This window comes from Chryseobacterium sp. NRRL B-14798 (genome assembly GCF_050470705.1).
GTDB lineage: Bacteria > Bacteroidota > Bacteroidia > Flavobacteriales > Weeksellaceae > Chryseobacterium > Chryseobacterium cupriresistens.
Genome location: NZ_JBFLUL010000005.1, coordinates 3,265,230 through 3,278,004 on the forward strand (window position 1 = coordinate 3,265,230; position 12,775 = coordinate 3,278,004).

Consider the following 12,775-nt stretch of genomic DNA (forward strand, 5'->3'; position numbering starts at 1 on the left):
CATTCACCACTTTTAATAGTAGTCATGCAACCCTAAAGTTCAAAGAGGAAGAATTTTTTCAAAAAATTCGAAAATTACTTTGGAAAAGATATGATTAAACTGCATAAACTTAAATAATATTTCTAATAATAGTCTATTTCTAAAATAGAAAATAAATTAAAGTGTGATGCATTGTATTTTTATATTTCAAAAGTACTTTATCTTCATTTTATTTGTAATTTAACAATATTAGATAAGTGTCACATATAGAATAACTTGGTACAAACCTGAGATATATCCATATTGTAACAAGAAAAAGATAATTAAAGAATTGCAATAAAATAATACCATGATAAAATCTTTCAATATCAAATTGTTATTAGTTCTTCTGTCCATTGTTTTTGCATTTGATTTAGTATTTATTGCTATGGATCATAGTTCCTGGCGGTTTTTTACCAAGCCACTGTTGTTACCTATTATTATCTGGTTTTATTTTACTTATTCTAAGCAAAACGTATGTCTGATCAACAAATGGTTTTTATCTGGATTAATTCTGAGCTTTTTGGGTGATGTGTTTTTGTTATTTGGATGGGGATTTATGCCCGGTTTGGGAAGCTTTTTGTTGGCTCATATTTGTTACATCGTTTATTTTTTAAGGATTAAAAAGAAAAATGTCTGGATTTGGCTTCCCTTTGTTTTGCTTTATTTAGGCTCATTTATTTACTATATATTTCCTTATTTAAACGAAATGAAAATACCCGTGGTGATTTATGGAATTACCATTGCTACGATGCTGTATTTTAGTATCAGAACTTATTCTTTATTATTAATCCTGGGAGCTGTTTTGTTTGTAATATCAGATTCCGTATTAGCCATTAATATGTTTGTCCAGCGTAGTATTGGGAAAGAACTTGTTGTGATGATTACTTATGTTTTAGCCCAATTGATGTTGGTGCTGGGAGTGGTTGGTATTGAAAAAAAGAACAGAATTATCCGATAAAAGAAGACTTATGAAAAGAAAAGATAACCGGTTTTTTCATAGTATTGCCCTATTCTGTCCATTGGATTTTACTGATCCTGTTACTTATTTTATTCCTGTGTTTATCTTGTTGATAGTAGGGGAAATATTTTTGTATCAGATTCCTCAAAAAGTATTCACAAAAAGACTCATCAAAGATAATGTATCGAGTATCGGATTGGGGATAGGGGCAGTAATGTTAGACTTTGGGATGAAAGCTATTTCATTATCCTACTTTTTTTGGATTTACAATCATTTTAGGCTTACTGATATTTTCGGGATCAAAGATTTCAATAAATTCTTCACTTTACAATGGCATGCAGATCACTGGTGGCTTTGGTTATTGGTTATGATTGTTCAGGACTTTGGCTTTTACTGGCATCATCGGTTGAGTCATAAAATCAGATTGTTCTGGACAGGTCATGTCAATCATCATTCGGCTACTCATTTGAGTCTTGCTATTGCATTGCGTCAGGGATGGTTTGAAATTATATATCGGGACATTTGGTATATCCCTTTTATCATGATTGGTTTTCATCCTATTATGGTGGCTATGATGCATCAATTTAACCTGATTTTTCAATTTTGGCCGCATACCAATGCTATTGGAAAATTAGGGTGGTTCGATAAAGTATTCAATTCTCCATCCAACCATCGGGTGCATCATTCCCGAAAAATTGAGGATTTAGATAATAATTATGGGGGCATTCTGATGATTTGGGATCATCTTTTCGGCACATACAAAGCGGAAGAAAAGAAAACGACGGATTACGGAATCTATCATAATATTCATACTTATAATGTTTTTCATATCGTCTTTGATGAGTTTGGAAATATGATAAAGGATGTCCGGAATGCACCGACATGGAAAGCGAAACTGGGGTATATATTCAATGCTCCGGGCTGGCATCATAACGATAAAGATGAGCGGATTTCTACTTTGAAGCGGGAATTAGAAGAAAAGATGAATTGACCGGAAATCAAGCCATTTAGGACATAAAAAAAGGAGACGTTAATAAATAAACGTCCCCTAAGCGGAGAGTGAGGGATTCGAACTTGGCAACAAAAACTATCTGAATATGGAATAATTAAAATACAATCCAGACAATTGCCACGAATTTGACACAACTCTATATTTATATTCTGCAAAATCTTAAATCTTGACTAAAGAACTCTTTAGTTTCGAATTACAAATATAAAAAATCTATTATTAATGTATTTGTCATAGAATCATTTTTTAATTGTGACCAGAATTTTCAAGCAATGCTCCATCAGCAAGCCCTTCCCTATTCAGTATCTATGAGCTACATCACAAAGTAAAATTTAGTTCTCTGATCTGATTTAATACTTAAAATACTCTCATTACATTTATAAGACAATAAAATACCAATTGTCATTAGTATTTCATTCATTTATTTATTTAAAAAATTGTTTAAGAGTAGTTTTTTTATTTTAATTTAAAATCAAATAGCTCCTGTGGATGCACATCTAGTCCTTTGGCTAACTCTTGAATAGTAGAAATTCTAAGATCTACTTCCCCTTTTTCTATTTTACTAATATTACTATGATCTACATCACATTTCTGAGCCAACTCTCTATAACTCAAACTCAACTTTTTTCTAAACTTCTCAACTCTTTTACCAAATGCTATTCTAAATTCTAATTTATCCATCGCAGTTAACTTTGAATAGAAAAAATGATAAAATCTAAATAAATTATTGTAGTCGAATTAACCTACATAAAGAAAAATGTTTTATATTTGCTAAATAAGTTACAATAATGGTAACTTTGCAATACTTCAAAAAAATAATCGAAGCTATTGCTTAGATTCTCGACTAGAAAACTGGTAATTTTATGTGTACGAGAAGATAAGTAAATTAGCTCACGACCGCGGCGTGGGCTCTCTTATCGTACACGGGTATACCAGTACCTCTAGTCAATAAGTTGAGTTCCACGCCTTTTCTTTTGAGCAAGATGTAGTGAATTCTTTTTATCTAAGCAGTTCCTTCCAGCAATAATTCAGCTAATACACTGCTTATGAAAAGTACAGATTCATTACCATTGCCCCGCATGTTAAATGATAACCAGCTATATGAACTGCTGAAAAAAGGTAATCCAACCTCTTTAGAACATATTTATTTACGATATAAAAGACTTCTTTTGTGGCTCGGAAGACAAATGCTTGAGGATGATTTTGTAGTAGAAACACTTGTTCAGGATACATTTCTCAAACTTTGGCTACACCGTGATTCCATTGAAACCCCGAATCATATTCTTGGCTTTTTACGGTTTGTTTTGAAAAGAGACTGTATATCGTATTTCAATGCTCCAAAAAATAAATTCGCTCGCTTAACGGCTTCACTTGAAAGTTTTGAGAATTATCAGGATTACCTTGTCGGATATGATCCTCTGCAAGACAAGGAACATCTTCTACGTCAGGAATCCGCTCAAAAAGATTTTGATGAAGTTAATAAGGTTTTAAAGGTGATAAACCCCAAAAGAAGACAGCTAATCAAACTATGCCTTGAATATGGCTTCCGGTATAAACCAATTGCAGAAGCAATGGGAAGCAGTGTGAAAGATATAAGCAACGAAGTTAACAGAGCCATAGATGATCTGCGGAAAATCATTAAAGGAACGTCTTTCGAGCCACAGAAAAAAGCTTCCGGTAATGAAGAGCAGCCAGATAAACTTAGTAGTCAACAGCTAGAGATATTAAAAAGGAGGGTTGAACAAAAATCTTCTTTCATAGTAATTGCCAAGGAACTCAAACTTTCTGAAAAGCAGGTCCACCGGGAATTTCTATATGCTTATCAATTTCTACAAAATCGAAATACCTCTCAAATCCCTTTTTGAAATGGAAAAATCAACGATTACACTTACCCGAAAAATTCAGCTATTGATCGACGTTCCAAGTAATGAAAAAAAAGAGATGTGGGAAAAACTCTACCGTTATCAGAACCGCTGTTTCCGAGCGGCTAATTTAATCGTTTCCCATCTGTATGTTCAGGAAATGATTAAGGATTTCTTTTACCTCACAGAAAAAATCCAATATAAGCTGGCCGATGCAAACAAAGATCAATTGGGAATATTTACACGTTCGAAAACAAACACAACGGCACGTATGGTATTTGACCATTTTAAAGGAGAGGTCCCGACCGATATTCTGGGAAGTCTTAATAACACCATTCAATCTACTTTTTCTAAAAACAAAGCCGACTACTGGCAGGGCTTAAAATCACTTAGAAACTATAAAAGAGACATCCCCATTCCGCTTCCGGTTAAATGTATCAGCAAAATGAAGTATGATCCTGACAAGAAAGCGTTTTGTTTCAACATGTTTGCTATTCCCGTTAAAACATATTTAGGGAGAGACTTCTCCGATAAGCGCTTAGTAATGGAACGTCTTTTAAGGGGAGAAATAAAACTTTGCACATCACAGATACAGCTGAAAGTCGGGAAAATCTATTGGCTTGCAGTATTTGAATTTGAAAAAGAAGAGAATCATTTAAAACCCGAAATCATCGCTGAGGCTTCCTTGTCTCTGGAACATCCAATAGTTGCAAAAACTGGCAATGTACGAATCAATATTGGCACAAAAGAAGAGTTTTTATATCGCAGGCTTGCCATTCAGGCAAGTCAAAAGAGAATTCAATCCAGTATTGCCTATGCGCGCTCTGGAAAAGGAGCTAAACGCAAACAAAAGGCATTGTATAAAACTGAAAATTTGGAGAGCCGATATGTAAGTCATCGACTTCATGTGTACAGCCGGAAACTTATCGATTTCTGCATCCAGCAACAGGCGGGCACACTAATTCTTAAAAATCAAGAGGACAAAATTGGTATCGCAAAAGAACAGGAATTTGTGCTTCGCAACTGGAGTTATTATGAATTACAGACCAAAATAAAATATAAAGCAGAAAAAGCTGGTATCGAATTAATCATTGGATAGCTAAAAAAAATAACGAGGGTGCTTGTAAACCCGTAGGGTGAGGTTATGAACTCTCACTAAATACATAATAGTATATACAACGGCGTGGGTTCTTTTTTTACTTGTAATATTGAACAGAAAATATATAAGAGAAAAACACAAAACGCTTTACAATAAAGTTTTGAATAAAACAAGAGGCTTTAGCTCTTGACTCAATCAGAAGAAATTTCTTTCTCAAAAAGGAAGAAACGAAATATAATTTTTTAACTGAACAAAATAGAGTTATCTGGCTAAATTATTAATGCTGTAATAAATATTCTAAAAGGATCTAAAAACAAATATATTTCCAATTTTAATAGTCGTTTAATTGTTTTTTCCATTGAAAATTTTGGAGTTCTTACCCTAATTCTGACGATTAATTATATTTTTCAAAAGAAAAAGGAAAAAAAGAAAGCACAAAATTCATTATGAAAGATTTTAAAAAGCAAGTTTATGATGAAAAATACGACCTGCAAGGTGGAGATTTTTTAGCATAACCTTTGGACTTGAACTTGTCTTTTAAAAATCTGAAACAATACCTTCGTTTTCTTTTATGAATTTTTACACAGTTCTACTGTGACCTCTTTATCTTTTTCCTTTTTTGTTGAACCTGAATATCTTCGGTGTTATACTTTGTTCCATGATTATCAAAATTCAATAACGAAAAAATTTCTAAGCTGCTGTCAGGATTTTTAAAAATCTCCTCCAGTGATGAAAAAGGAATATTATTCTCTTCAGAAGCTTTTTTACAAATACGATCAACTATTGATATGACTTTCTCTTTGGTAGTATCGAATAATTTGGGCTGTTTAAATTTTTCAAACCGTATGGCCTTTATAATCGTATCTTTCACTGAATCGAAATAAATGTCCTTTTCATTTGTATACGCTGTGGTATTAGACAGAATAGTGGACAGCTTGTTTTGTAATAGTGAAACTTCTTTGGTTAACTCAATATTCTTTTGTTGAAGCTCAGTAATTATTTTAGTTTTGGATTGAAGAGTTTCTTTATTTTTAAGCAGTTCTGTATTATATGATTTAAAAGCTCTCTCGTAGTTTTCAATCGTTTTATCTGTTTTGATCTTACTAAAGCCTAGAAAGTCATCTTCTTTTACGATAAGATCTTCAAACTTTTTAGAATTGAGCGTTGCTTTCATTTCAGTTATTTTGTTGTTTAGCAACAAAAATTCTTCTTCTTTTTTTTGAATTTTAAATTCTATGGCTTCAAGTCGTCCTTTAGAACCTGAAACACCTCTATCCATTTCAAGACATTCAGCCGTAATATCCTGCATTTTTGAATAGTGAAAGGATTGATGCTTCAATGTTTTTCCAGTTTCTAAATCCTGCCAGTCGGCTACTAAATGAGCATGGTAATTGGGCTTCCATTCTTTAGAATCTTTATCATAATGTCCTTCATCCCTATGAATGGCAATTTGGAAAATTCTTATTTTTAGTTCTTCTTCAAGCCTTTTAGAAAGCTTATGCAAATCCTGCATCGTTGTATTTTCTTTAATTACAACTACAGCTTCACGAATTGGCAATGCATTTTTCTGTAACTTTCTTCCAGACTTTTCCTTGCAATACGTTTCTATTAACTTAAGCCTATCTGAAATTTTATCTCCTACCCAATACTCATTTTTTCCGGTAAGATCCTTTTTTATATAATCGAAGGTTTTTCTTCTGAAATTGTGCGCTTCGGAATCTGTTTTGACTGCCTTAAAATTGATAGATGTTTTCACAGCAATAAAATAGATCACATTATCACTATCATTAGATAATAAGACTTATTGGACTTCGATTTTCACTCATTGGCTTTATAAAATAAATCCATATCTAATCGATACGGATTTATGTATTAGTGAAAAATGAAATTGACATCAAACGGAGTATTGAGATAAAATACTAAATAAAGGGTGTTATTTTATTCTCTTACAGAGAATAATTCGGACCCAATTGAAAATTTATATTTTCAAAGGATCTCCAGGGTTATTGTTATTTCCTTACTTTCTGTTCTTATGTTCTTTTTCATTTAATGTATCATTTACCATACTCTCAATAATATCATTATATTTATTTTGCTGTTCCAAATTTGCGCCATGTTCAGTCTCTAAGTCATACCTAACCTGAAAAGCACTATACTCAACAAAATTCTCGTCGTATAATTTTTGAAAATTATCATTATAATCTTTTGTGCCTTTAATTTGGCTATTTATAATATTTTGAAGTTTATCAGCAAATACATGAGCAATGTCAAAATGCTTTTGTTCATGATTCAGGATATGACTATTAGCAATATATTTTTTATTAACCCATGATTTTTCAGGATAAAATATCGCATCTATTTTTATTTTGATCTTACCAGTCCATATGGAATTAGAAACAATTTTATAATCTATTCCAATATATGATTCTGCACCTGTACTATTATCTTCCTCATGTGTAGGAGGAGCAAAATCTTTAAAATCCAACTTCCGATCCGTTGACCATTGAATTGCTTGACTTAATAAAGTTTGAGAACTTAATAAAAAAACAATAAAAAGTTTATACATCACATTATTATATTTTAATTTACGATCTAATGTTGTTGTTCTTCTACTAATTTAATAGCATTAGTTCCTTGTTCTGGAGTTATTTTCTTACCTGGACCTCCTTCTCGCATTAAATTATCTGGAGAGGATTTTAAAGTTGTTTTATCATTATGTTTTATTCCTAATGTATGACCTGTTTCATGAGCACCTGTTTTAGCAACAGCAGATATATTTTTATTATTAAAAGCTAATTGACCTGTTTTTTCATCAGCACCAAGTCCTTCTGTAGTAAAAACATTAATCTGAGTTCTATTTGTCTGTATATTGTTATTAGTATCTGTCATTCCATTAGTAAAATATGTAGCATTATCAAAGAACTCTTGACTCTGTCCTTTAAAATCATCAACATTATTTTTATCATAACCAGTATTATATTCCCAGATCATAGTAGATTTGTCACTCTGACTGAAAGTAATATTAACTTGATTTCCAGCAGAATCTTTCTCTCCAAAGGATGATACAATTTGAGCTTCACGATCTTGAAGTAATGCAGACATTTGTGCATTAGAAAGAACTCCTACGGTATTATTTGCAGGCTTATATGTAAGATGTAAATTGCAGTCTTGGTTTCTAAGTTTCTACTTGATACCCATTCTAAGCCTTCCAATTCTCTGCCGTCAACAACTCTGTTTTCTGCAAATGCATATGTACTGTTATAAGGGAATTTTTCCGCCAAAGGATCAATATTAAAGAACCTGCCTATATCCGGCATATAATTCCGCCACTTAAAACCATAGAAACAAGTATCTTGCAATTCTTATCCTTGGTACTTATAGTTGTAAGTAACCTCATATTTTATGAGGTTACTTACTATCTGCCCCAGGATACAACCGTGCGGTAGGGGGGAGGTACTTATAAATTTACCATTCTAAATTGTCAATTAATTTATCCTTTTCTAAGTTTAATATAGCTAAATTATTATTCCTTTTCCCCGCTACACTAAATAAAACAAAATAATTAAATTCTTTAAGTGGATAATTATCTTCAGATAATATATTCTCATTGCTAAACGACATGAATTTTAGCTCGCCATTTAAGTTTTTATAATAAAACTCATGATTGCTAATAAAGATTAAAGGTCTTGAATATGCTATTGTTTTAAATAGATAAACAGTAGGACTATTAAATAATATTTCTTTAGTTGTTTTTTTATAAATATAATATTGATTGTTTTGAATATAATAAGAAAAATCAGAAGTATTCTCTAATTGCTTAACTTTATTCGGTCGTTCAATTAATAACATTAATACATCATCTATTTGATTAGAGTTTGAACTTTTTAATATTTTGTTAAAATCTATTTTGCTACAAATTTTATTTTTATTTAGGATAGCAAATTCGATGAGTTTAAGGTTTTCTAATAAGTTAAACTTATTAGCTTGCACATGTAAAAAAATATTTTTTTTAGGAAGAAAAGAATATTCAGTTTGCTTGCTTGGGATCATTTCAAGAAAGATTTCTATAGAATCTGTATAATTATACTTTTTGGACAACTCTTTTGCGTATTCACCAATTATAATCCCGTTATTGATCTCTTCTCTATAAGAAAAGCAAGATATATGAACAGTTATATTTTTAGTTGTGTGTTTGACAGCAACGCTTTTCCCATATATATTTATGAAAAAAAAGCTTAACAATAATATTATAATTTGCTTTTTCATTTTAAGGGTTATAGTTATTTTTTGGTTGTTGAATATAATTATCTTCTGTTTCTCCAGTTGGAAGTATAACAGGTGTTATTTTTTCAGTATTCTTATTAGTTGGATTTTTCTTTAAATTTGGATCTTTTGGCATGTTATTAAAATCTGGTCTCATTTTATTTACATCTGTGCCATTTTTCGTTCCAGGTCCATATATAAATCCATAACCTCCTGGAGTTATTACTATATCACCTTCAAAATTTGGATTTTCTTTAGATGCCTTTATGGATTCTGAAATATCTCCCATTTCTGAGCCATAATCCGAAGGTCTATCTTGTCCAGGACTATAATAACCATTACCTAAATCTACTTCATCACCCTCGCCATGTGTATGTCCTATTCCAACCTGAACTGTACCTTTTGGAGGATCATCGGCAAGATTAGAATTTACAGCTCCTGAGTTTGGACCAGCTGATATAGGCTTCGTATATGAATAATAAGTTCCATTAGAGTTTGTACCTTTATAAAATCTAGTGCCAATTTCTCCATTCATCCTGATTGACATATTATTATACTGACTTCCAAAGTTTTCTGAAGCTTCTTGATATGATTTATGTACAGAATATGGTTCTAGTCCTTCAAGTTCTCTAGAATCAATAACTCTATTTCCGCTAAATACATAAGGAGCCCATGTGGGATATTCTTCTGCGAGCGGATCTATATTAAAGAACCTTCCTACATCCGGCATGTAATTTCTCCACTTAAAACTATAAAAACCAGTCTCCTGCAGCTCTTGTCCTTGATACTTGTAATTCTTATAACTACCAGATCCAAAGAACGCATTTCCAGTCTTCAGATGGTTCATCCCAAATGGATAATAATCATTAGAATCTGTGACTTCAAGAGCTCCTGCGCTGTTTCTGGCGAAACTTATCCTTGTATTTCCCAAATGATCCTTATATTGGTAAATATACTGATCTTTCCCGTAATCATAAAATCCTTCTGCCGTAGGAAAAAACATAAGCTGAGGAGTCTTAACTGTTGTTATTCCTAAAGGAGTATTCAATTGCTGGTTCTCCGCGGTAACAATTCCATTTTCTACACTGTAAGCCTGCTGTTCATAAGCATATTTCAACTTTTCGGAGATCATACGGAGTTCATCAATACCACCTCCACCGTTGTTATCGGATTCATTATGATAATATTGAAATCCATCAAGGTAATCTGTGATACCGGTTATCGTATAACAATTGATAATCCCACATTCACTTTTGGGAAGTTTTTTCTGAATCTTAACTCCATCTGCTCGGTACAGGTAATTATGCATTCCCGAAAGCCCTAAAGTTCCATACTCTATTCTATTGGGCATGTTCAGATGGTTGTAGGTGATTTTGGTGATGTTTTTATCCGGCATCTGCCACATATTTCCATTGATATCATACTGAATCGTTCCTCCTCCACCCTCATATCCTGAAGGATTGTTCTTATGGTCTTTAATCACAGATACCTGATTGGTTAGATTATTGGGTCCATAAATATATTCCAGCTCATCAATGACGGTAGCAGCTGTATTATTTCCTTCTACCGCAGAAGTTCTGTAAAGGTTTGTAATATTTCCATTCAGATCATAGGTCAAGGATTCTGTATGCTCTTTACTATAACGATTCATAGGGTTTTGATAATATCCTGCTGTCAATCTGTTCAAGGCATCATATGCATAACCATATCTTTTAGGCTCCAAAGGCGGATTGGCTCCTATAGATTCTACGGCTCTCCAGTCAACTTCTGCAATATTCCCGTTGTACTTTGGCTTTACGTTTTTACCAGAAAACAAAGTCGAATCGGGATTTTCTATCCCTGTCATTTCATTGTATTTGATTTTATAGGAAAATAATTTTCCGCCTAAATCAGGAGCTGACATCTGTCCTTTATTAATATCCGTCATCCACCCTCTTATATTATAGGTATAATCAATACTTTGCAGATTATTCCCTACTTTTTTGTTGGTAAGTTGAGCTAGTTCATTATAACTGTTTTCTGTAAGAATCTGTTCTGGGTTATCATCTACCTGATGCTTATGAACCAATAATCTGTTCTGATTATCGTATTCAAAACGTTCCGTAATAGTAACTCCCGGCTCACTGGCTAATCTCTTATGATTCGTAATTGTTTTCTTGGGTGTTCCTGTAAAATCCAGCTCAGATTCTGCTCTGGTATAGCCTCCTAAATGATTGATGGAATGAGTTCCAATAACCCTCCCCTTTTGATCATAATAAGTGTAGTTTTTTGTCCAGTTATCATCTTCAATATTCTTTACAAAGCTCATCACAGGAAGTCCTTTAGTACTTCTTCCATCCGCTGTAGGCGTTCCGGAAAGTACAGGTTCTCCCTGGATCGTTGAAGGGAATGCCGGATTAAAACTATATACAGGATAGTTATCATAATAATTAACACTTAAGACCTGAGTAACACCGGTAGGAGTCGAAAGTTTAGTATAATATACGGGCATGCCATTTAAGGTCCATCCTGCTGTAGCAGTCCTGGTTTCATATAAATTAGCATTGGCATTAATACTGTTTTGCATTGACGCCCTGCTGGCAGGATTATTTGTGATTCCCGTGTAAACGGTTCTTCCAAACTGATCATATTTAGTAAAGAGCCATTGCCCTTTATCTTTAAGAACTGTATCCTGGGTCAGGATAAGCTGATCAGCTTTATTATACACCATATATTCCCAGCCTTTGCCGGGAAGTTTCTTTTCTACCAGGCGGTTTCTCCCATCATATTTATACTGGTAACATAAATTATTAAGAACAGTATTGGGATCTGCTTGTACTGAAGCTTTGGGAGGAATCACATAAGACAGTTGGTTATAATCATTGTAAACATAGTAGGTATCAGCATTTTCTGTAGCACTGATTACTTTTCTGACCAATACAACCTGGCCTTGTCCATTTTTGAACTCAATGGTTGAGTTGCCGTCTTCATCAGTAACCGTATTTTTATACAACTGCCCTATTCCATAGGAGCCTGATAATATTAGTTTTGATTCAAAATTGGTATAGCTAAAAGTGGCAGTGTATTTTTTAACCTCACCATCTGCATTGGCATCATATCCAAATTGTACAGGCTTATTACCCCAAGCGTTTCCAACTTGTTTCTGGCTTAAAATACGGTCTAAGGGTGAATTCTCAAGAATCTTCTCTGAATAGATTTTCTCTGTTCCATAAGGGGTACTGCTTACATTTGATAATGGATCAGGAGTAATGGCTCCATTGAGAGTTCCCCCCTGGGGAACAGGAAGGTAGTCCTGAACCTGTCTTCCGAACGCATCGTATTTGATGGGAGTAACAACATCTCGTCCTAGCGGAGAGGCCTTTACATTGACGATTTGTTTGGGTCTTCCCAAACCGTCAAAATACTGTACAGTTTCTGAAGATTTTATAACTGAAGTACCATTATAGTCCAGATAAGTTTTGGACTGAACATAATTTTCAGTATTAGGAAGTGTAGTGAGCTGGGCATATGTTAAGTTGGATAGGAGTAATACTCCTATCTGAATTTTTATTTTTTTCATCAGT

The 12,775-nt window shown here is 33.2% G+C and carries 10 protein-coding genes; 4 read left to right on the plus strand and 6 right to left on the minus strand.

The window, feature by feature from the left end:
* The first annotated feature begins 406 nt into the window (after positions 1–406).
* Positions 407–979, plus strand: a complete 573-nt coding sequence (locus tag AB1278_RS15135) for a lysoplasmalogenase (RefSeq protein ID WP_429817365.1) — start codon at positions 407–409, stop codon at positions 977–979.
* A 10-nt stretch (positions 980–989) separates the two neighbouring features.
* The gene (locus AB1278_RS15140) at positions 990–1,970 is read left to right on the plus strand and encodes a sterol desaturase family protein (protein ID WP_429815418.1); all 981 of its coding nucleotides are present in this window, start codon (positions 990–992) and stop codon (positions 1,968–1,970) included.
* 474 nt (positions 1,971–2,444) lie between these two features.
* Here the strand turns inward: AB1278_RS15140 and AB1278_RS15145 are convergent, their stop codons facing one another.
* Complete coding sequence (locus AB1278_RS15145; RefSeq protein WP_227941649.1) at positions 2,445–2,669, minus strand: helix-turn-helix domain-containing protein; 225 nt, start codon at positions 2,667–2,669, stop codon at positions 2,445–2,447.
* Positions 2,670–3,034: 365 nt separating this feature from the next.
* Between AB1278_RS15145 and AB1278_RS15150 the strand changes: the two genes are divergently transcribed.
* Entirely contained in the window at positions 3,035–3,853 is an 819-nt protein-coding gene (locus AB1278_RS15150) for an RNA polymerase sigma factor (RefSeq protein WP_227941650.1), read from the plus strand.
* Position 3,854: 1 nt separating this feature from the next.
* Positions 3,855–4,949 carry a hypothetical protein gene (locus AB1278_RS15155; RefSeq protein WP_429815422.1) on the plus strand — a complete coding sequence of 365 codons (1,095 nt, stop codon included), beginning with the start codon at positions 3,855–3,857 and terminating at the stop codon, positions 4,947–4,949.
* Positions 4,950–5,538: 589 nt separating this feature from the next.
* Here the strand turns inward: AB1278_RS15155 and AB1278_RS15160 are convergent.
* The 5 genes from AB1278_RS15160 to AB1278_RS15180 all read right to left on the minus strand — a co-directional run bounded on the left by AB1278_RS15160 (position 5,539) and on the right by AB1278_RS15180 (position 12,771).
* A complete protein-coding gene (locus AB1278_RS15160; RefSeq protein ID WP_429815425.1) occupies positions 5,539–6,705 on the minus strand; it encodes a hypothetical protein in 1,167 nt (388 codons plus the stop codon).
* Between the two features lie 261 nt (positions 6,706–6,966).
* Positions 6,967–7,518, minus strand: coding sequence for a DUF922 domain-containing protein (locus AB1278_RS15165; RefSeq protein WP_227941653.1), 552 nt, complete (start codon positions 7,516–7,518; stop codon positions 6,967–6,969).
* A gap of 23 nt (positions 7,519–7,541) precedes the next feature.
* Positions 7,542–8,051, minus strand: coding sequence for a hypothetical protein (locus AB1278_RS15170; RefSeq protein ID WP_227941654.1), 510 nt, complete (start codon positions 8,049–8,051; stop codon positions 7,542–7,544).
* Between the two features lie 363 nt (positions 8,052–8,414).
* Positions 8,415–9,215, minus strand: a complete 801-nt coding sequence (locus tag AB1278_RS15175) for a hypothetical protein (RefSeq protein ID WP_227941655.1) — start codon at positions 9,213–9,215, stop codon at positions 8,415–8,417.
* 1 nt (position 9,216) lies between these two features.
* A complete protein-coding gene (locus AB1278_RS15180) occupies positions 9,217–12,771 on the minus strand; it encodes a DUF6443 domain-containing protein (RefSeq protein WP_227941656.1) in 3,555 nt (1,184 codons plus the stop codon).
* Positions 12,772–12,775 lie beyond the last annotated feature (4 nt).